The organism is Paenibacillus sp. FSL L8-0641 (genome assembly GCF_038006265.1).
GTDB lineage: Bacteria > Bacillota > Bacilli > Paenibacillales > Paenibacillaceae > Paenibacillus > Paenibacillus polymyxa_D.
Genome location: NZ_JBBOUW010000001.1, coordinates 719,852 through 740,187 on the forward strand (window position 1 = coordinate 719,852; position 20,336 = coordinate 740,187).

The 20,336-nt window shown below is 41.7% G+C and carries 17 protein-coding genes; 10 read left to right on the top strand and 7 right to left on the bottom strand.

The features are described 5' to 3' along the window. The first annotated feature begins 164 nt into the window (after nt 1–164). The 4 genes from MKY16_RS03195 to MKY16_RS03210 all read left to right on the top strand — a co-directional run bounded on the left by MKY16_RS03195 (nt 165) and on the right by MKY16_RS03210 (nt 5,220). A complete protein-coding gene (locus MKY16_RS03195) occupies nt 165–1,049 on the top strand; it encodes an ABC transporter permease (protein ID WP_230584986.1) in 885 nt (294 codons plus the stop codon). 14 nt (nt 1,050–1,063) lie between these two features. Further along, nucleotides 1,064–1,945: a carbohydrate ABC transporter permease gene (locus MKY16_RS03200; protein ID WP_013309484.1), complete on the top strand. Its 882-nt coding sequence runs from the start codon at nt 1,064–1,066 to the stop codon at nt 1,943–1,945. A gap of 18 nt (nt 1,946–1,963) precedes the next feature. Continuing rightward, nucleotides 1,964–3,583, top strand: coding sequence for an ABC transporter substrate-binding protein (locus tag MKY16_RS03205; RefSeq protein ID WP_340954091.1), 1,620 nt, complete (start codon nt 1,964–1,966; stop codon nt 3,581–3,583). Between the two features lie 98 nt (nt 3,584–3,681). After that, nucleotides 3,682–5,220, top strand: a complete 1,539-nt coding sequence (locus tag MKY16_RS03210) for a glycoside hydrolase family 32 protein (protein WP_340954094.1) — start codon at nt 3,682–3,684, stop codon at nt 5,218–5,220. A 2,168-nt stretch (nt 5,221–7,388) separates the two neighbouring features. Here the strand turns inward: MKY16_RS03210 and MKY16_RS03215 are convergent. From MKY16_RS03215 to aiiA, 5 genes are all read right to left on the bottom strand, one after another. Continuing rightward, nucleotides 7,389–8,000 carry a TetR/AcrR family transcriptional regulator gene (locus MKY16_RS03215; protein WP_340954097.1) on the bottom strand — a complete coding sequence of 204 codons (612 nt, stop codon included), beginning with the start codon at nt 7,998–8,000 and terminating at the stop codon, nt 7,389–7,391. A gap of 159 nt (nt 8,001–8,159) precedes the next feature. Further along, nucleotides 8,160–8,351 carry a hypothetical protein gene (locus MKY16_RS03220; RefSeq protein ID WP_029515917.1) on the bottom strand — a complete coding sequence of 64 codons (192 nt, stop codon included), beginning with the start codon at nt 8,349–8,351 and terminating at the stop codon, nt 8,160–8,162. A gap of 29 nt (nt 8,352–8,380) precedes the next feature. Next, a complete protein-coding gene (locus tag MKY16_RS03225; RefSeq protein ID WP_340954100.1) occupies nt 8,381–9,769 on the bottom strand; it encodes an amidase in 1,389 nt (462 codons plus the stop codon). 45 nt (nt 9,770–9,814) lie between these two features. Then, the gene (locus MKY16_RS03230) at nt 9,815–11,137 is read right to left on the bottom strand and encodes an MFS transporter (RefSeq protein WP_340954103.1); all 1,323 of its coding nucleotides are present in this window, start codon (nt 11,135–11,137) and stop codon (nt 9,815–9,817) included. Nucleotides 11,138–11,151: 14 nt separating this feature from the next. Then, nucleotides 11,152–11,910 (bottom strand): quorum-quenching N-acyl homoserine lactonase AiiA, encoded by a 759-nt coding sequence (gene aiiA, locus MKY16_RS03235; protein WP_029515914.1) that lies wholly within the window; start codon nt 11,908–11,910, stop codon nt 11,152–11,154. Nucleotides 11,911–13,005: 1,095 nt separating this feature from the next. Between aiiA and MKY16_RS03240 the strand changes: the two genes are divergently transcribed. The 4 genes from MKY16_RS03240 (at nt 13,006) to MKY16_RS26085 (ending at nt 16,363) form a co-directional block, all read left to right on the top strand. Beyond that, nucleotides 13,006–14,163, top strand: a complete 1,158-nt coding sequence (locus tag MKY16_RS03240) for a serine hydrolase domain-containing protein (RefSeq protein WP_340954105.1) — start codon at nt 13,006–13,008, stop codon at nt 14,161–14,163. Nucleotides 14,164–14,244: 81 nt separating this feature from the next. After that, nucleotides 14,245–15,579, top strand: coding sequence for an erythromycin esterase family protein (locus MKY16_RS03245; RefSeq protein ID WP_029515912.1), 1,335 nt, complete (start codon nt 14,245–14,247; stop codon nt 15,577–15,579). Nucleotides 15,580–15,904: 325 nt separating this feature from the next. Further along, nucleotides 15,905–16,183 (top strand): 3'-5' exonuclease, encoded by a 279-nt coding sequence (locus tag MKY16_RS03250; RefSeq protein ID WP_080658578.1) that lies wholly within the window; start codon nt 15,905–15,907, stop codon nt 16,181–16,183. Between the two features lie 6 nt (nt 16,184–16,189). Beyond that, nucleotides 16,190–16,363: a DUF3970 family protein gene (locus MKY16_RS26085; RefSeq protein ID WP_445744859.1), complete on the top strand. Its 174-nt coding sequence runs from the start codon at nt 16,190–16,192 to the stop codon at nt 16,361–16,363. Between the two features lie 238 nt (nt 16,364–16,601). On the opposite strand, the gene MKY16_RS03255 is transcribed toward MKY16_RS26085, so the two are convergent. Both MKY16_RS03255 and MKY16_RS03260 read right to left on the bottom strand, forming a co-directional pair. Then, a complete protein-coding gene (locus MKY16_RS03255; protein ID WP_165148181.1) occupies nt 16,602–17,174 on the bottom strand; it encodes a DinB family protein in 573 nt (190 codons plus the stop codon). A 446-nt stretch (nt 17,175–17,620) separates the two neighbouring features. Continuing rightward, a complete protein-coding gene (locus MKY16_RS03260) occupies nt 17,621–17,782 on the bottom strand; it encodes a hypothetical protein (RefSeq protein WP_250273189.1) in 162 nt (53 codons plus the stop codon). A gap of 129 nt (nt 17,783–17,911) precedes the next feature. On the opposite strand from MKY16_RS03260, the gene MKY16_RS03265 reads away from it, so the two are divergent. Together MKY16_RS03265 and MKY16_RS03270 are read left to right on the top strand one after the other, a co-directional pair. Further along, nucleotides 17,912–18,895 carry a LacI family DNA-binding transcriptional regulator gene (locus MKY16_RS03265; RefSeq protein ID WP_029515909.1) on the top strand — a complete coding sequence of 328 codons (984 nt, stop codon included), beginning with the start codon at nt 17,912–17,914 and terminating at the stop codon, nt 18,893–18,895. Nucleotides 18,896–19,094: 199 nt separating this feature from the next. Next, a complete protein-coding gene (locus MKY16_RS03270) occupies nt 19,095–20,330 on the top strand; it encodes an MFS transporter (RefSeq protein WP_029515908.1) in 1,236 nt (411 codons plus the stop codon). The last annotated feature ends 6 nt before the right edge of the window (nt 20,331–20,336 follow it).

The following is a 20,336-nucleotide window of genomic DNA, read 5'->3' on the forward strand; positions in this document are numbered from 1 at the left end:
ACATCTTGGTTAATTATGTCAGAGAGATGACATAACATGGCTTATATTTTGTGTCGTATAACAAGCCGTGAACAATAGGAGGGAAAATATTGGCAAATTCGATCGTTCAAAAAAGGGGATTAAAGGCTTCAGAAACAAAAAAAAGAAACCATTGGTTAAGCTATATGCTTCGAAATTATATATTGTATTTGTTTCTGCTTCCGTCCATAATTCTTACCGTCATTTTCAAGTATGTTCCCATGTACGGCTCGATCATTGCGTTTAAAAATTTCAGCCCAAGAAAAGGCATCCTCGGCAGCGAATGGGTTGGATTTGAACATTTTCAGCGGTTTCTTTCATCACCAAATTTTTATGACATTTTAATGAATACGCTTAAATTAAGCGCTTACGGTCTTATTCTCGGCTTCCCAGTACCAATCATTCTGGCCTTAATGCTAAATCTGGTCAGAGGAGCGAAGTTCAAGAAGAATATTCAGCTTATTGTATACGCACCTAACTTCATCTCGGTTGTTGTTGTTGCCGGTATGCTGTTTGTTTTTCTATCGCCAGCTGGAATAGTGAACGCTTTGGTAACAACCTTCACCGGCAAGCCGATTGCTTTTATGACTGATCCTGCCTATTTCCGAACGGTATATATTTTGTCCGGTATATGGCAAACAGCGGGCTGGTCCTCTATCATTTATGTGGCCACCTTAGCCAATGTGGACCCGCAGTTGCATGACGCTGCAACAATTGATGGCGCTTCATTGATGAAGAGAATCTTCCACATTGATCTGCCAGCTCTTAAACCCGTCATGGCCGTCCTGTTCATTCTCGCTGCAGGAGGTATTATGTCGATCGGCTATGAAAAGGCTTACCTAATGCAGACGGCTCTGAACACACCTACCTCGGAAATCATCGCAACTTACGTATACAAGGTGGGGTTGCAATCCGGCGATTATGCTTATTCTACGGCAATCGGGTTGTTCAATTCCGTAATTAATGTATTCCTGTTGATTTTCGTAAATACCGTCGTCAAGAAGCTGAACGAAGGAGAAGGGCTGTATTAAAGAAGGAGGTATTTATGGATATTCATTACACCGGGAAGGACCGGATTCTGCTCATCATTAATTATATTCTACTTGGTTTGTTTGTTCTCGCTATTCTGTTACCGCTGGTTTATGTGGTGCTTTCGTCCTTTTTAACTCCAAATACTCTGATTACCAAAGGGTTTGCCATTACATCATCAGACTGGACACTCACGGGATATGCCAAAATCCTAAGCAACAGTGCCATGATCCGCGGTTTTTTTAATGCTATTTTTTATTCAGCAGCCTTTGCGTTCGCAACCGTATTATTTTCCGTCTTCGCGGCTTATCCGCTTGCGATTGAAGAGTTGGTAGGGAAACGGTCCATTATGATCTTTTTCCTGATAACGATGTTTTTCGGTGGCGGTCTGATTCCTACCTATCTGGTGATTAAGGATTTAGGCATGTTGAATACGGTCTGGGCCATTATTCTGCCCGGCTCGATCAGCGTATTCAATATTATTCTGGCAAAGACTTATTTCCAGGGACTTCCGAAAGAACTGTTCCAGGCGGCGAGTATAGACGGAGCTTCCGAGCTCAGTATTTTCTTTAAAATCGTCCTGCCGCTTTCCAAGCCTATTATTTTTGTTCTAGCTTTATATGCTTTTGTCGGACAGTGGAATTCTTATTTCGACGCCATGATTTATCTGGATGATCCGAAGCTGTTTCCGCTTCAACTGGTACTGCGCTCCATTTTGATACAGAATCAGGTTCAGCCCGGCATGATTGCCGATGCGATGGCACAAGCGGAGCTTAAGAAATTGTCTGAAATGATTAAGTACTCTGCCATTGTCATATCAAGTTTGCCTTTGATTGTCATGTATCCATTCTTCCAGAAGTATTTCGAAAAGGGTGTCATGGTAGGTTCGATCAAATAACAAATCGGGGGAATAGAGATGAAAAAAACATTACTAACCTTGTCTGTGTTGGCACTTTCTACTTCACTGCTTGCCGGATGTGGCGGTTCAGGCAATAATTCTGCGGCATCCGAAGATTACAAGCTGGAAAATGTTACTCTGCCGCTTAAAGAGAAAGTTACTTTGCATTTTATGACTCAAAGCTCGCCGCTGGCACCTTCCGATCCAAATGAAAAGTTGATTTATAAAAGACTGGAAGAAAAAACAGGGGTGCATATCGATTTTACCAACTTCACCTCCGATTCCTTCATTGAAAAAAGAAACCTTGCTGTTGCCAGTGGTGATCTTCCAGATGCCATACTGGATGCCATATATTCCGATTACGATTTGTTGAATCTCGGAAAGGATGGAACTATTATCCCTTTGGAGGATTTGATTCAAAAATATATGCCGAATCTGCAGAAGGTATTGAAGGAAGCACCTGAGTACAGATCCATGATAACCGCACAGGACGGGCACATTTATGCCTTTCCTTGGATTGAAGAGCTGGGTTCTGAGAAGGAGAGCATTCATTCTGTAAATGACATGCCATGGATCAATGTGGAGTGGCTGAAAAAGCTGGGACTTAAAATGCCAAAAACCACCGAGGATTTAAAAAAAGTTCTGCTCGCATTTAAAAATGGCGACCCTAACGGAAATGGCCAAGCGGATGAAATCCCGCTGTCCTTTATACTCAATAACGGCAATGAGGACCTGAATTTTCTGTTCGGATCATTCGGTCTTGGGGACAACGGCGATCATACGGTAGTGACCAATGAGGGGAAAGTGGTCTTCACTGCCGATCAGGATGGTTATAAAGAGGGGATTAAATATCTTAATGAGCTGTATAAGCTGAACCTGATCGACGAAGAGTCATTCGAGCAGGATTACAATACGTATCTGGCCAAAGGCCAGAATGAAAAATATGGTCTCTACTTTCAATGGGATAAGGCGAACATCTCAGGAGATAACGATAAATATGAATTGATGAATCCGCTCGCCGGGCCAAGCGGTGAAGTCAATGTGACCCGCACGAACAATCTCGGCTTTGACCGGGGGAAAATGGTGATTACCAGTGACAACAAAAATCTTGAGCTTACGGCAAAATGGATTGACCAACTGTATGATCCTATCCAGTCCGTACAGGACAACTGGGGCACCTACGGCGACAAAACTCAGCAGAACATTTTTGAATACGATGAAGCGAGTCATATGCTGAAGCATCTTCCGCTTAAGGGAGCGGCCCCTGTCGAGCTGCGGCAAAAAACGAATATCGGCGGTCCATTGGCAATTCTTGACGAGTATTACGGAAAAGTAACGACCAAGCCCGATGATGCAGTGGGACGGCTTAAGCTCATGAAGGAAAGACTCGTTCCTTATATGAAGGCTGACCATAATTTCCCGAAAGTCTTCTTCTCGCTGGAGGATCAGAAGCAGATCTCCACATTGGAAACCGATTTGTTTGCTTACGTTAGCCGCAAGCGGGCGGAATGGATCAAGACGGGTAAAGTGGAAGAAGAATGGGCCGAATATAAAGCCGAGCTGTCCAGACTGGGACTAGATAAATGGCTGGAAATCAAACAAAAAGGTTATGACAGATATCTTAAAGATCAAGGCTGAAACATTTAAATGGTAGTATCTCAAATTCATTTGCAAACGAGCAAACTCAAATTATTATGTTAAATACCTTATCAACAATTAAAAGGAGAGCGGATACTATGAAAGAATTAAAAAGTAACTATAGTGAAACGTACAGGCCTCAATTTCATTATTCACCGGAGAAAAATTGGATGAACGATCCCAACGGTATGGTTTACTTTGAAGGAGAGTACCACCTGTTCTACCAGCATACGCCCCATGATACGCAGCCTGATTTTGGCAACATGCATTGGGGGCATGCGGTAAGCAAGGATCTAGTGCATTGGACTGAGCTTCCACCGGCGATTCCACCTGGAGAGGACGGAGCGATCTTCTCGGGGAGTGCGGTGGTGGATAAGAACAATACCAGCGGATTTTTCGACGAGGAAGGATCAGGATTGGTTGCCATTTATACAAATGAGGGCAACAAGGCTCAGCCTGGAAAACCGCAGGTGCAAAGCATTGCTTACAGCAAGGATAAGGGTCGAACCTGGACAAAATATGAAGGTAACCCGGTTTTATTTCCAACGGACACGCTAGACTTTCGTGATCCGAAGGTGATTTGGCATGATGAATCATCAATGTGGATCATGGTTCTTGCCGTAAGGGACCGTGTAGAATTTTACACATCTCCAAACCTGAAAGAATGGTCTTTTGCAAGCGAATTCGGTTCCGACATTCCATATATACACCGAGGGATATTTGAATGTCCTGATATATTTCGAATCCAAGTGGATGAGGATCCTAATACCACGAAGTGGATTCTGATGCTAAGCGTCGGGGATAGAAATGGTGTGAATCCAGACGATCCGGAACCACCGGCAGGCGGTTCTGGCATGATGTATTTTGTAGGCAACTTTGACGGTAAGTCGTTCACGCCAGATGAAGCGTTGGAATCTATCGATACTATCAAATGGGTAGACTATGGATCAGACTTTTACGCGGCCGTGTCCTGGAATGGCATTTCGAACGAAGACGGACGAAAGATTTGGATCGGCTGGATGAATAATTGGCGTTATGCTACGACGCTTCCTTCAAAGGAATGGCGTGGCAAGACATCAATTCCCCGGGAGCTACAGCTAAGGACTTATCCCGAGGGACTTCGCCTAATCCAAACACCCATAAATGAATTAAGTCAGCTAAGAAAACCGATTTTGTCTCTACAAGACTTGACGATTAAGCCAGATATGAACGTGTTGTCTGATATTTCCGCAGCCAAGGCAGAAATTATTGCAGAATTTGAAATCGGTACTGCTATGGAATTCGGGTTTAAAGTACGGAAGTCCGCCAATCAGGAGACGATCATCGGATATAATATCTCGAATGAGGAATTGTTCGTCGATCGGACGAAGTCGAGCGCCACTGATTTTCATTCAGATTTCACAGCAATACACAAGGCCACTATGAAGCCAGAGCATGAGAGGATACAGTTGAGCATTTATCTGGATTGGTCAAGTGTCGAAGTCTTCGGCAATCATGGAAAAACAATCATTTCAGACATGATTTTCCCGGACTTCGAAAGTAAGGGACTAGAACTCTACGCCATTGGTGGAGAACTGAGGGTCGTGTCGCTTCAGATCAATGATCTGGTAAGCATTTGGGGAAATGAGAATGTTTAGACAGTAGTTATGATTATCATTCCAATTGAAACGTTCTTACAACAGAACCCGTTAAGCAGCGGCTTGATTCGACGAAATGGTTACAGCCCGATTGCTTATATCCGTATCTAAACTGGTCTCCAAAACTAATTAAAGTATTATCTTATGCCTGGACACGTAACCTCCCGTCGGCTCACAACCGTACCGGGGGTTCGTATCCTTAGAAGTTAGCAGAAATCGAAAGACTAACACGGAGAATTTCATAATATAGTTTTACAGTGGTAAGAGGGCGTAAGAATCTTTCCTTGCATCTTACCTATAATAATATGATGATTGACAATAAGATCATATTCTTTTCCCAAGGGGGTACCTAGTTCTTGTTCTCAGTTCGGGACAAGAACTTGCAGTGGTTATGAAGTCGCCAATTTGGCGGCTTTTTGTTTTACAGATAAATGATATTGTCTCGTGTTAAGACAAGGGCAATTAAGCGTTTGAATTAAAATAATGGGGCTGGGTATGCTAAATTAGCAAATATGGAATTTCTTGATTTTCATGAAAGGGTGAGACCGTCATCATTCTGCAAAAGGTACTAACTTATCTTATTAAACCGGATATATGGTTAGGAACTTTTTTCCCATTTGCTCTTCCGTTTGGAGTATCAAGAGTATTTCAATGGTTGCATACAGGGAACGGGAGAAATTTACACTGGTTCAGCTTTGATCAAAAAAAGTTTCATGAAACAAGAAATACCTCAACTAGTCGTTCCTTTTACAGCAGATCTAAATCAAAATTTGCTGGTGATGAAAGAAATCATCGGGCATAACTCAGAGAGCCTCTGAAAAGAAATATTACTAAAGTTGAAACTGAAAGAAACCATCTGGCTAGACGTGAAGTTGAACTGTTGAAAGAGATAGATACTCTTAGAACGCAAAGAACAGAATACAGAAGAAAACTAAGAGCTAGATCCAAAGAGTTTGGGGCAGTTTTACAGTTCAGTCACAATTCCTAAGTTATTAACCCTTCTCGATGAAAGGCCTAAGCTTAGCAATGTGTTTGCATTCTATCAGTTAGATAAATTCAATAGAAGGTACAATAAACTAAAATTAGCAGCTAGAGAGGTATTAAAACAGGAAAGAATAAAAAGACTACGTGATGAAGCTTATAAGGAGAAAATGGCTGCTGGCTATAAAAAAGTTAACGGATATATCGTAAGTGATGAGAGATGACTGGTACCTCTATGATCCAAACAATATTGTATACCTCATAACAGACTCAAAAATTAAATTAATTGAAGATTTACCAGCTACTGCATCTTTGTATTTAATGATGGAACTGCATATGTTTTTTATATCCATTAACCGGCATTTTTTTTGCCCTTTTTTGTATCTTTAGGGTTACTCGATGGTAAAATAATGTATACAAGCGGATGTATTTTTATGCATTTAAGCAATGTGGATATTCTCATTAATTATGACACCACACAGTGAGTAACGGTAATAATTGAGACTGATTTGGTTGATAACCGAGACATTTTTGGGTATATGTTTGAGACATTTTTAAACCAGTAGAAACAAAGCCCCTTGTTTCTATTGGCTTTTTGTGTTTCTATTTACTCTATATATCCTATAAATATTAACATATGGTATTATCTATATCGAATCCAAATTACGATCATAATTGATACTTTTCGTAAAGGTGGTTTGGTTATGGATTGGAGAAGTTGGACGTGGAGTTTGGAAGATGAGTTAATAAAATCCCCAAGTGTTGTACAAATCTCTTCAACTGCAATTTTAGAATACATAAGATGAAAACCTGCTTGTTCTCCATGGATTCTCAGGCTACTAAGCCTGCTGCTACGAAGCCTACAGGAAGTAGTCGAAAGAGCGCTGCTGATGATAAGAAGACCGAATAAGGAGAGCGTGCCATGGAAGTCCGATCCGGACAATTCGCGTAGCAGCCATTGGCAGAAAAAAAGGGTTGTCCCATAAGTCATAAAAATGACTAGGGACGTCCTGTTCTCCAATTGTAAAACAATAAGAAACCGTTCCTGGGTAAAATGGAGGTACCACCCGACCATTTGAAAGGATATGGTTTCTTTGTACATTCAATATACCATTATGAGATAAAAAGAGGAGTTACGCAGGACTATCCCTCATCCATGTTATGTGGCTTTGTGGCCAGCCCCTCAATTAATGTCTATTAGCTCTTAAACCTTCAATAAATATGCGGTGTAATCCATCAAGAACTCGTTGGCTTGTAAAGCCTTCATCTTGGAGATGGTAATCGATATTGTGAAGCACGGCCAGCAGGGCTTCAATAGTATATGAAATGTCCACCCCGGATACGTCTCCCTGTTCAACGGCCTCATTTAGCAGATCTCTGCTTATATTGCGCATCCATTGACATAACGGAGATTGTAACGGACGATGCCCGGTTGAGGCCCGGCTGACCTCACAGAGCCAAGGAACTTTCGCCTCTAAAAAAGAGACATATCTTACGATTACATGGTAAAGCCGGTCCAAGGCAGCGGTTTCTGGGGATTGATCAAGAAATGCTTGAACTTCATCAAACAAAGGTTGGTATTCTTCATACGCGATCTCCTGACATATGTCGCCCTTATCCGAATAGCGGCGGTATAGGCTTGCTTGTCCTACTCCAGCAGTCTTCGCAATCTGATGCATATTGACATTGTCAACACCGTTTTTGATGAAAAGTTCTCTAGCCGCCGTCAAAATTCGTCTTCGGTTTAACTCCTCTCTGGGAATTTTCAGAGAGACAGATTGCGATTCTGAATTCACCATAAACATCTCCCTTCATCATTAATTTAACTGTTATTTAACACGAAAAACGGACAATAAGTCCGTTTTTCGTGTATAGGACATGTTGTCCGTCTTCATAATTATAATACATTTCGTGAAAAATTAAAAATACATTCATTTGGGTGACCGATGAGCTTTTTTTTATTTCTTGGTATAGTGCTTTTTGTAAATTGGAGGCAAATGCGGTTCAATGCCCGATAGGTCCAGTTCCTTTAAACTTGCGATCGTATGAATAAACTGCTCGTATGCTTTTTTCTTGTCGCTCGTCGTATCTGTTCCGGTTTCGGTTGATGCTTTCCTGCTAACTTCAGAGTTAAGTTGCTTTTGATCCATAGATTACCCTCCATCAAATATAGTCAGGCTTACAAATCCGGATGTCTCTTGTGCCAGTCTGTATTCATTTCATAAGTATTGCCGATACCTAGTACTGTCGCTTCTTCGAAGGGGCGGCCAATCAATTGCATATTAATCGGCAGACCGGAAGGTGAGAAGCCGCAAGGCATGCTCAGGCTAGGCAAGCCAGTCAAATTGGTCGGAACCGTAAATGAGTTCAATCTGAATACACTAGCATCATCATCTGCACGCGGCGCAGTGATCGGTGTTGCCGGCGTCAACAAGATGTCGATTCCGGACAATGCATTCAAAAAATCATTGGCAATTAGTTGCCGGGCCCGCTGAGACTGAAGGTAAATGGAAGCCGGAATATCTCTACTGCTTTCAAGAAACATTCGGACGTCCGGTCCATACTGTTCCAATTCTGTCTCAAGCCACTTCTCGTGGTACGAGTACATTTCCGTCATCATAATGGCCATCGTCGCACTTCTAACATGTTTGATCAGGGGCAGGCTAACTTCGATGATTTCTGCTCCCAGTTCTCGGAATTTATTGATAGCGGCCTTCATCGCAGCTTCCACTTCCGGCATCAAATCCTCGTAATAGTAGCTTGTCGGCAATCCGATACGCACACCCCTGAGACCATTCGGATACATCTTGATACCTGGCGCAGGCAGATCGACAGTCGATTCATCCTTTGGATCGAAGCCAGACATCACATCCAAGCACAGGGACGCATCCATGACACAGCGGGTCAACGGACCCGAGTGGTCCAATGACCAGGCCATTGGAATGATACCATACCGACTGACCCGACCGTACGTCGGCTTCATCCCTACGACACCGCACAAAGCAGCGGGTATGCGGATCGAACCTCCGGTATCCGAGCCTGTGCCCAGATAAGTAAGTCCAGCTGCTAAAGCAGAAGCCGAGCCGCCGCTTGAACCTCCCGTTACAAGTTCAGTGTTCCACGGATTGAGGCAAGGACCGAAGTGCGGGCTAGTTGTTGTCAATCCCGCAGCGAACTCGTGAGTCTGTACTTTGCCTAGCAGAACTGTTCCAGCCTCATGTAGCTTAGCTGCAACCGTCGAATCGTAATCGGGGACGAAGCTGTTCAATATTTTTGAACCGGCAGTTGTTCGGATCCCTTTAGTGTAATATAGATCCTTATGAACGATGGGAATCCCGTGAAGGGGCCCTTTGTACCGACCATGCATAATATCGCGTTCCGATTGCTTCGCTTGTTCAATCGCCAGTTCGGACGTTTGGGTAACGAAAACGTTCAGTTTCGGATTCAAACGTTCGATGCGATGAAGCGCATGTTCTGTAATCTCTACCGGGGATATTTCCCTTGTTCGGATCCCCTCGGCCAGCTCATGAATAGCAGCAAAGGACAGTTGGATATTTAATTTACTCATCTATTCATCCTCCGTATCTTTCGGACATGTCGTAAGTCTACCAAACTAATTACCATAGCTTCCGCTAGGATTTGCTTTTCTTGCGAATAAGTATGTCAGGATTGCCAATAGGGAAATGGTAAAATAAACAACAGAAAAAGGCATCTTTAGATCAATCAGTCGGCCGACCAGCGCAGGGCCGAATGCTCCGCCTAGGAGATAGGCCAGTGTGAAAATACCCATCCCCACACCCAACTCAGCCGAACGGAGTGTCGTCGAAACTAAATTGCTGCTAGAGGTGAGGACACCGTTGAATCCAATCATAAGGATAATGATCAATAAAGCGTCGATCCATGGCGGCAAATGTACGGATACCCCCAGTAGTATAAATCCGCTGATGACGAGACTTTGCGATATGACAAGCACGCGGGAGCTTCCGAAACGATCTGTCCAACCTCCGATCCGGGATCCGAGCAAGGCTGCACAGGCGGCACCGGGAAGCATCAGCAGACCGATTTTACTAGTTGGTAAATGAAAGGAATTCTTCATCATGACAGGAAGAGTAAAGGTTAACCCCGTGTTGCATACGAAGGTAAGGAATCCAATCCCTAGAATTCGTCGGTAAGGAGCATTTTTCATGAAAGATGCATCGATAAATGGATGTTCTTTTTTCTGAATATGAGTACCGAACCATAGAAGAACTGCTGCTCCTGCAATGAGCATAAACCAATAGTTCGTAACCCCTAGCAATACCAACGCCAGTCCCGCGGAGAACAAAACAGCTCCGAGAAAATCGAATGAACCGCGGTCGTGTTTCTTGTCAGGAACATACTTGAATATCAAAGGGATAACAAATAGGCTCAGACTGGACACGATGAACAAAGCACGCCAGCCAAAGTATTGCTCTACGAAACCGCCGAACACAGGCCCGAAGCCGGAAGCAAAGGCAATTGTGGCGGATAAGGTTCCCAGCACCCGTCCCTTGACTGTAGGCTTAAAATACAGGGTTACTGCCGCATAAGACAGGGGAGAGATGGATGAGGCCCCTGCTGCCTGCAGTAGTCTTCCAATGATGACTTGCAAGTATGAAGCTGCAAAAAAGCCGGTCATAGAGCCGAAAGCTAAAAGGATTAAACCAATGACATACAGCTGGCGAAAGGAAAAGGACTCCGTTAACTTGCCGTAAGTACCGGCGCCGATAGCCATCAAAATGCTGTAACCGACCATAACCCAGCTCACCTGCGAGGAGGTCAGGGCAAAGTCAGCGGAAATCGAAGGTATAGACAAATTAAACATGGTCATATTGATGTTTCCGAAAATAATGAGCAAGCAAAGTGTCCCCATTAATTTCCGCTCATTGCCGGATAAAGCCATTGATTGAGTATCCATAGCCTGTCTCTCCATTACAGGAAGTCAGGAAAGGTGCGGCATTTTTGCGCCTGATCTCTATCGTGTCCCAAGAAAACATAGGACGGCCGAACATCCTGAATTAACTCCTGCATGCGAGTAATCGATTTGGCAGCCATCTCTTGATCGAATGTCAAGAACGGTACGCTATTCTCGAAGTTCTCCCGAGTATAAGCAACATCAATTGTCAGTAGCACTGGACCCGACTTTTCCGTTGTGACAAGGACTGATTGATGGCCAGGGGAATGACCCGGAGTGAATAAAATTTGAACCCCCGGAATCAATTCATGGTCACCCTCAATGATTTGATATTGTAAATCGGGCAGCCTGCACTCTAATGGAGAGTAATCCTCATTGTTTATGGCCGCATCATACTCTGCTCTTTGAATAAGGATCGGCGTATTGCGGAAATGCCCGTTTCCCCCAGAATGATCCAAGTGTAAATGGGAGCTAATGACCATTTGAATATCGTCAGGTCGATAACCGACACGCTTTAACACATTTACGATCGAGTCGCCGTCAGACATGTTGGGGACGACGCGCCCTTCACGTCTAGTCCCCTTGTAGTAATCGGGATTGTTGATAAAAGCGTCGGGCATTCCCGTATCGATGAGTATCGGCCCGCTGGTCGTTTCCAATAGAAAAGACCACACAGGCATTCCGACTAATTTCCCGGGGGCAAGGGTTCGATTAACTGCCGATTGATCTAGGAAACATTCACCTACAGATAAAAAATACAATTTTTTGATATGCATCCCAGTTTCACCCTTCGTATTATAAATTCGGACAGTTTGTCCGTTTTGTTTTGATTATATCGGACAAATTGTCCGATGTCAATTTGTCATCGGCGGTTGGGCATCGGCAAAAGCCTTACACCTGCAACAATACGCCAAGCTAAAGAATGTCGCCTAGGTGGAGTGCAAAGAAACAACGGGGCTGCGTTTGTACCAAATGCTAACGAGAGCACGACAGGAGATTACTGTTGTAATCTATAAAAACAAGGATATGCTGAATGCCTGTTTGAAGATAATGGGCTTAAAATGATTGATTGTAGTCAGGAGATAACAATGTTTCGGTTCAGCCATCAATCCGGCGGTAGAGGAGAACATCCGGTTTGAAGTGTTGAGAAATGAATCGGGATTTGAAATTAAGGTTTTTGATCGATTGGTAAAGTTAGATAAAGAACCTTTTTCGACTGTAGATCAAGGGGACTGACCCCATAACGTGAGACAAATCAAAACACCTTCAAGAGAATCAAGCCATGTCGTAAGATATGGAGATAACCTTGGAGGTGTTTTTACGTTGGCAACGAGAGTGAGTTACCCCCTAGAAAAATGCAAGCGATTGAATTGAGATTGGCAAGAGTTCCGGTAAGAGAGGTTATGGAGCAACTGGGAATACGAATAAGACACAGCCAAATCACCAGCTTCACTGACAGCGACATCTGGATTGAGATATTCACTCCGAATAATATTAGGATTTTTAATAGTGTGACATTTTGACACTACCGTATGTGACAGAAAAATACTTAGAATCATAGAGGGAGTTTAACACATTAACAATAAACGAGGAGGAGAGATTTTCATTGTGTATGATAAAAAATAAAGAGGCGTGAAAGGGGAAACAGGTATGACCTATTTATGAAAAACAATCCAGTAACAAGAGTGTTTTAAGGAAAATAAGTAATTTCTAGGGTTAACATACATGTGAAAAAAAAGGAATTTACCGTTTGTTAGGACACAATAGCGTTTGTGAAAATAATAATGAGTAAAGATAATTGCAAATCCACTCTTGCCCTAAAACAGCAAATAACTGCCGATACAATATGAATAGAGGAGAAGAATATCTTTATGAAAAAGCATTGTCAAATTGCATCTACAGGTTTAGTCCTTTTAATGGCTGGAAGTTCTCTGTTATACACAACACCAACCTCAATTGTAAAAGCGGAGTCCATTCAAAATGTATCTAGTCCGTTACAAACAAGCACTCAAAGTGAACGTAATTCCGTCAAAGAGGCAATGCGGGATACATTGCAACTTGGATATCCTGGGATACTTGCTAAAACTTCTGAGGGTGGAAAAACATGGAGTTATGCCGCTGGGTTAGCGGACCTGAGCACCAAGAAACCAATGAAAACAGATTTTCGCTTTCGCATTGGTAGTGTAACGAAGACATTCATTGCAACCGTTCTACTTCAATTATCTGAAGAGAACCGCTTGAATCTAGACGACTCCATTGAAAAATGGTTGCCTGGTGTCATTCAAGGAAACGGATATGATGGTAACCAAATTACTATCCGGCAGATATTGAATCATACAAGTGGTATCGCTGACTATGTAAATTCAAAAGACTTTGATTATATGGATACAAAAAAATCGTATACGGCTGAAGAATTCGTAAAGATGGGGATTTCTCTTCCCCCAGACTTTGCCCCAGGAAAGGGTTGGTCTTATTCAAACACAGGATACGTAATACTGGGGATCCTTATTGAAAAAGTAACTGGAAACAGCTATGCGGAAGAGGTTGAAAATCGGATTATTGAACCGCTTGATTTGTCAAATACATTCCTACCTGGCAATTCAAGCGTGATTCCAGGCACCAAGCATGCCCGTGGCTATTTCCAACTAGACGGAGCAAGTGAGCTAAAAGACGTTACTTATATTAACCCAGGTAGCTCGGATGGAGATATGATTTCTACTGCTGACGATTTAAACAAATTCTTCTCTTACTTATTCAGTGGTAAATTACTGAAGGAACAGCAACTAAAACAAATGCTTACTACAGTTCCTACAGATAGAGAAGGAACCGGATATGGTCTTGGGATCTTTGAAACTAAGCTTCCAAACGGTGTCTCGATATGGGGACACAAAGGTAGAGTTCTAGGGTTTACCACTTTTGCTGGTGGCACACTTGGAGGCAAGCATACATTGGTCGTCAATTTGAACAGCTTTAAAGCTGATAGTCCTGATCCATTTAAAAATATTTTACTTGCTGAATTTAGCAAGTAGGAAAAAAGGAAAAAAATGGTTTAAACTGGGCTCCTTAGAGCATGTCAAAAAACTAACAAGTAAGTATTTTAGGAGGGTATTATGAAAAAGAAAATGATTATTGCACTTGGTGTTTTTGCTATAATACTGACTAATTTTGTAGGAAGTACTTATGCAGACTCGAAAACAGGAGTTTCTGTTACAGCTCCCTACAATACAAATCAAATAACGGAATGGTTAGAAATGCATGCAAAGCCTTTAAAAACAACTAATCCAACTGCATCTTTTAATGATTTAAAACCACTTAAGAATATGGTAGGTTCAGCTTCAATTGTAGGTTTAGGTGAAGCTACGCATGGGGCTCATGAAGTTTTTACAATGAAACAACGCATTGTTAATTATTTAGTATCTGAAAAGGGATTCATCAACTTAGTTTTAGAAGAGGGATGGGACAGAGCTTTGGAGCTTGATCGATATGTTCTTACTGGTAAGGGAAACCCAAGCCAACATCTATCACCTGTATTTAACACAAAAGAAATGTTAGATCTACTTAGTTGGATTCGACAATATAATGCTAATCCAGAACATAAATCTAAAGTGCGTATCATTGGGATGGACATTCAATCAGTAAACGAGAATGTTTATAATAATATAATAGAATATATAAAAAGAAACAATTCAGATCTTGTGCCTAGAGTAGAAGAGAAGATAAAAGGTCTCATTCCTGTAACAAAGGATATGACTACTTTTGAGAGCCTTACAAAAGAAGAAAAAGAAAAGTATATTTCAGATGCTAAACAAATCAGTGCTTTATTAGAACAAAATAAAAGTTATCTGAACGGAAAATCCAAAGAGTTCGCATGGATAAAACAAAATGCTCGTATTATTGAACAGTTTACTACAATGTTAGGAGGAACATCCCCTGATAAACCATCGGATTTTTATTTGAAACATGATATTGCAATGTATGAAAATGCGAAGTGGACTGAAGAACATTTAGGGAAAACCATAGTTTGGGGACATAATGGACACGTTTCGAAAACAAATATGATTCCATTTATATACCCTAAAGTAGCTGGGCAGCATTTAGCAGAATATTATGGAAAACGGTATGTATCTATTGGAACATCTGTTTATAAAGGACAATATAATGTTTATAATAATGATGGTGAATTTGGCCCATATGGAATATTAAAATCAGATGATCCAAACAGTTATAATTACATTTTTGGACAGGTCAAAAAAGATCAATTTTTTATTGATTTACGTAAGGCGAACGGAGTGACAAAAACTTGGTTAAACGAACAACATCAAATTTTCGCTGGAATAACTAAAGAAGGCCCTGCTATACCAAAAACTGTTGATATATCATTAGGTAAAACGTTTGATATACTTGTTCAAATTCAAAAAGTGAGTCCATCTCAACTACATCAATAAATTTGTAATAATGTGGCTTAACGAAGTGTTGTATTGATGATAGTGTTAAGTGTCAATAGAGGTGTTTAAAAATGTCAGCTAGGTTATTCCATTAAAAGATCATTAAATGGAATAAATGTTTTCGAATTAGAGACGATGTTGGGTAGAAGCACATTATTATCAAGTTAACAAAATAAATCCGAATTGAAACAGCCTCTATCCTGCAGGTTCAATCTGACTGAGCACAACTTGCACGAGTCTGTTCATTTGTATCGGGTCTGCCCAAGGGCAGACTCTTTTTTGTACAAGAAAAAGTCCATCTTATAATCGTCAGCTTGGTTTTTTTGTGAAAATAAGAGAAACAACTAGCAGCAATACAAAAAGCTCGAACCGTTCAGTTAGCCAAAGAAAATCAGAATATATCATTTTAGATGTGAAAACCACCGGTTTAGATGGCGACTCTGAGATCGTAGAGATTGCAATTATTGATCTTGACGAAAATCCTCTTTTTGAAACGTTAATCAAGCCGGTATCCCTCATTCCAGAAGAGGCGACCGCCATCCACGGAATTACAAACGAAATGGTTGAAAATGCTCCAAGCTCATCGCTAAAAGAAGAGTTGTAAAAGAGGATGCTAAAAATACGGGTTGAAGGAATACCTGAAGAGATTGATCAGTTTTTGGAGCACTTCGAGGACTACTACAGAGTGCTGAAGCGTTCAAAGGTTTATCAGAACAGAAACAGTGAATATGTTCGTGTTTATGTTGATGTAAGCAGTCCAAACGATCAGCCTCTAAAAGCTTAGAGGAAACAAATTGCGGTTTGTATCAATTTCGCTGGTATTACCCCATTTTAACGTACATATTTTTATATATTGATAAAAGAATCCGAATGACAATATTGGATTTCGGTATACAACTTTATTGTCCGAAGAAAATAAAGTTTTAGACTGATCCGACAAATGCAACAGCGGCAGATAAGGACGCGAAAATAAATTCCTAGACTGGCCGCTGTTGTGGTCAACATTCAACTATCGTGTCCTGTTAGCCTAATAACTCTGCAGTTTGTAAGAAAGCGTCCAGCCGCTCCTTTTGAAGAAGATGATGACGGTAATGCATCTCCACCATCGTGAACCATTCGACCGCGTTTAACGCGCCGAAGGCTACGGCCGGATGAGTCGCCTTTCGCTGCAGCCGCTCTGGGTCTATGTTCTGTAGCGACGCCCCAATCTCATGCATGCGGCGCCTTGCTTCCTCCAGCTTGGCGACAAGCTGCTCCTTGCTTTCTGGCTGTGGGGGCGTATATTGCAAGTCGGCCGGTACCTGAATGCGAACCGGTGGGAAGCTCCCTTGCTCAAACACGGCATGACCGGCCTCCGTCTTCCCGTCGCCCTCCTCGTTGCCGCCACCGAGCGCCATGCACTGCTCCGCAAGACGGAGCTGCAAGTTCAGCGTGGAATGAGGCAGATGCAGGTACATTTGCCCAAGCGACCATTCGTTCTCGCTTGGCTTGCGACACAGTTCCGCCAGACTATACTTGTCCAGCTCCCGAACATAATGCTTCGAAATCTCGTCGAACCTTACCAAAGTATCCTTAATCCCTATGTTCTTGTTCATCAAGACCATCTCCTCGAATACTGAATTACTCTCATCATATGAGAGGGTTCAAGAAAAAAGCATATTCGTAGTTTATACCTTTAATACTTTATTTTCCAGTCTAAGACTATATTTTCTAATTACACGGGCGCAGTCGCTAGCGCGCCGATCGCAAAGCTGGACTTCATTCCGGAAGAGATGGGGAGCGCAACTGCAGTCGCGCATGCGGGCCGCGCGTCGCCAGTCTATAACTTATCTCAGTCTAGTTCTTTATTGTTTAGTCTAAAACATTATTATTCGCTAACAATTGACAATGAAGAAGTAGTATAACTTCGAGTCAATGAGTTCTCACTAATTATGAAGATGATCGTTGAATTATCATCTGACATGCATCTGAGGAAATGAGACTGCTTAGACTTTAGTTTACCATTATCATTAAAATTGAAATGAATTTACGACAGAGCCTATTAAGCAGTGGCACGATTCGACGAAATGGTTACAGCCGCAGGCAATACGGTGTAAGCTTCTTCAGGAGGATTTTTGCTCATTTCTATGATGTAATAATCAACAAATTCGCTATCATATCCTTGTTTTTTAGCGTCTTCTTTGACCAGTTCTTCTGTCGCCAAGGAGATTCTTAGAGGGAGACAAATCTGAAGAATAATCCATAAGAATGCTCAAGCATGTTTTTTAACATTTAACCATGTTAAAATGAAAAAAATTAGAGATATGGCATGAAGAGAAGGCAGGGAGAATCAATGAAACCAAAACTTAACGATGTTGCACAATTAGCTGGAGTTTCACCGACTACGGTTTCTCGCGTACTTAATAATCGTGGCTATATCAGTCAAGAAACGAAGGATCAAGTTCATAAAGCGATGCAAGAGCTAAATTACTTTCCAAATGATGTGGCTCGGTCATTATTTAGTAAACGAACAAATCTGATTGGATTAATCATTCCAACTACAAGCAACCCATTTTTCGGAGAGCTGACTTTTCATATAGAGAATATTTGTGCGTCATTAGGCTATAAGCTGTTGCTTTGTAACAGTTTGAATCAGCTGGATAAAGAGGAATCATATGTGGATATGCTTATGCGAAATCAAGTTGACGGTATTATCGTTGGTACACACAATCGGGGTATCGTAAATTATGAACAGAAGAACATTGCCGTCATTGCGATCGATCGCTTCCTATCCGATTCAATCCCAGTTGTAGGATCGGATAATTATATGGGTGGAAAACTGGCGTCAGAACTACTTATTGAAAAAGGGTGCAAGCATATCTTACACATAAATGGCCCTGTTGAATTGGAAACACCAGCAAGCTTAAGAAGAAAAGCATATGAAGATGTGATGGAGCAGTATGGTCGAAAGGCAATTACCTATGAAGTACATGATCCCTTCCACCAACAGAATCACGACGAACCGATTAAACGCTTGCTCGATGAACATCCTGAAGTAGATGGATTGTTTGCGAGTAATGACTTGGTGGCTGCGTCTTTTATTGCTAAAGCAAGAAGAAGAGGAAAACGTGTTCCTGAAGATATTCGCGTAATTGGATATGACGGAACAGAAACAACCCGCAATCTTCTCCCTGAATTAACGACAATTCAGCAACCAATACAGGAGATTGCGAGATCTTCCATAGAGTTACTTATTAAAGAAATTGAAGGTGGATTCAGTGATGTCCCGCGAGAAACCTATCTACCAGTGAAACTGATTGAAGCTAGTACGGCTTAATACAATTTCCATAGTTTTCAGCATTGTGATAGAAGGTGGAGCTATCCTTATTAGAGTAATTGAAATCAAAGAGGAAAGCTCTTTTTCTTTCGAAAATATGTCAAGCGGTTGACATATGAAAGCGGTTGACATATAATCGATCTGTAAATACGAAAGTGCTTTCATTTACATTAAATGTTCAACTTGAGGAGCGTTCGATATGAGAAAGTCAAAGAGCATGTACTGGAAACTAAGTGCCTATTTCTTCTTTTTCTTCTTTACTTGGTCAGCAAGTTATTCATTGTTCTCCATCTGGCTAGGGCAAGAAATCAGTCTGAATGGTGCTGAAACAGGTGTTATCTTTACTGTAAACGCTATCTTTGCGCTATGTATGCAACCGCTTTATGGCTATATATCTGATAAAATCGGATTAAAGAAGCATATTTTATTTCTAATCAGTTCTTTGCTCTTATTTGTTGGTCCTTTCTATATCTTTATCTATGGGCCGTTACTTCAATACAATGTATTTCTCGGTGCCATTGCAGGTGGATTATACTTGGGTATTTCTTTTTTGGCAGGGATTGGAGCCATCGAATCTTATGTCGAGAAAGTCAGCCGAAAATATGACTTTGAATACGGGAAATCTCGTATGTGGGGCTCGCTAGGTTGGGCAGCAGCAACGTTTTTCGCTGGTCAGCTCTTTAATATCAACCCTAACATTAACTTCTGGATTGCATCAGTATCTGCTGTCGTTCTGTTTATCATTATGATGACAATTAAAGTTGAAATGACAGATTCCGAGATGGAGCGAGCAGAATCCGTTAACTTTAAGCAAATCGGCCATTTGTTTGCAAATAAGCATTTGTGGTTCTTCATTCTATATGTTCTTGGTGTTACCTGTATTTACAATGTGTATGACCAGCAGTTCCCGAATTACTTTTCATCGACGTTCTCAACGGTTGCATTAGGCAATCAAGTTTACGGTTACTTAAATTCCCTACAAGTGTTCTTGGAAGCAGGCATGATGTTCTTAGCGCCTTTCATTGTCAACAAAATTGGAGCAAAAAAGGGTCTAATATTGGCAGGGTTCTTGATGGCGTTCCGGATCATGGGTTCAGGCTTAGTTATTGGACCTTATGGAATCTCAGCTATGAAATTGATTCACGCATTGGAACTGCCAATCATGCTGATCTCCGTATTTAAGTACTTGGCTGCAAATTTCGATACGCGTCTGTCTTCGATCTTGTATCTGGTGGGATTCCAGTTTATGAGTCAGGTAGGAGCTTCGATCTTCTCGCCAATCGCCGGTATGTCTTATGACATTAGAGGTTTTGCAAATACGTACGTGATTATGGGTGTTTTCGTATTTGTCTTTACAACAATCTCAATCTTTACCTTAAAGAAAGAACCGAAAAAGCTGGATCCCAAGCCTAACAAGCATATTGAAACAGCATAGGAGGAA